Source organism: Lacticaseibacillus camelliae DSM 22697 = JCM 13995 (assembly GCF_001436615.1).
GTDB classification, from domain to species: domain Bacteria; phylum Bacillota; class Bacilli; order Lactobacillales; family Lactobacillaceae; genus Lacticaseibacillus; species Lacticaseibacillus camelliae.
Map to the genome: position 1 here is coordinate 1 of NZ_AYZJ01000094.1, position 818 is coordinate 818.

Sequence of the window (818 nt, forward strand, 5' to 3'; positions counted from 1 at the left end):
TTCATCACGTCAGCCAGCTTCATCGCCTACGCCCCGGACTACGTGAGCAAAATCAATGAGTTCAGTTCAGATATCAGCACCAGCGCGCTCAACACTGGCTCCAAGATGATTATGGGCACTGATACAGCCACCGATAAATCAGGCGTTGATGCAATCCGCGATACCCTTTTTGAAATTCAGGTGAAGCAGCCGTGGACACTTTTGCAGTTTGGTGACAGCGACACCGATACCGTCGGCAAAGAGCGCGTGAACAAGCTGATGAAGACTAACCCATTCGGGGACAAGGGTAAAACGCGCACCGACGTGGTGAAAGCTGAAATTGAAGACAATGACAACGAGAACCTGTCGCCAACCATGACGATCAATCGACTTGGTACCACGACCTTTGTTGTCTTGTTCAATATCGCAATCACCTTGTTTGTCTTCTTCCTGACGGCAATGATGCTGTTCAGCCAGATACTCTTTATCATCTACGCAACATTTTTGCCGGTGTCATTCTTACTTGCGATGCTACCGTCATTTAACGGCCTGATGAAGCAAAACATTATGAAGCTGTTCAACACGATTATGACACGGGTTGGCGTAACGCTGGTGATCACGATGGCATTCTCGCTATCGGCAATGGTCTATGGGTTGTCGGCTACCTCGCCGTTCTTCCTCGTGGCCTTCCTGCAAGTCACTATCTTCGCCGGTATCTGGATGAAGCTCGGCGACTTGATGGGCATGATGCAGCTCCACAGCTCTGACGCACAACAAGGCGCCCAACGTTTCTCGCGCCGTGGGAACCGAATGCTTCGGCAGTTCGTTGGTAGTGCAAT

1 pseudogene is annotated in these 818 nt (G+C 50.5%); it reads left to right on the top strand.

The features are described from left to right. Positions 1–818, top strand: a pseudogene (locus FC75_RS13085) (CD3337/EF1877 family mobilome membrane protein); the annotation flags it as partial.